This window comes from Ruoffia sp. FAM 24228 (assembly GCF_045528575.1).
Classification (GTDB): domain Bacteria; phylum Bacillota; class Bacilli; order Lactobacillales; family Aerococcaceae; genus Ruoffia; species Ruoffia halotolerans.
This window is the reverse complement of sequence record NZ_JBGQQZ010000167.1, coordinates 1-297: the sequence shown is the minus strand read 5'-3', so window position 1 is coordinate 297 and position 297 is coordinate 1. Positions and strand designations below refer to the sequence as shown.

Sequence of the window (297 nt, the reverse complement as noted above, 5' to 3'; positions counted from 1 at the left end):
GGGCGTAAAGAAAAACCCATTGACTGTTCCATGCGGACGCTTTATCGGCGTTTCAAGGAAAAGGTGTTCGATGAAAAAACCTTACCCATGAAAGGAAAACGTAAGCCAAACGGGCATCAAGAACGTCGCGGAAAACAAGCCTTCAAGCGAAATATCGTGGAAAGAGAGGCAGACTATCCAGCGTTCACCGAAGAATTCGGTCATCTCGAAGGAGATACCATTGTGGGTGTTCACCACAAGAGTGCTGTTATCACGCTAGTAGAGCGTCTTTCCAAAATCATCATCACTTTGAAACCG

1 pseudogene is annotated in these 297 nt (G+C 46.1%); it reads left to right on the top strand.

From position 1 onward, the window contains the following. A pseudogene (locus tag ACEN33_RS12525) lies at window positions 1-297 on the top strand (IS30 family transposase); the annotation flags it as partial.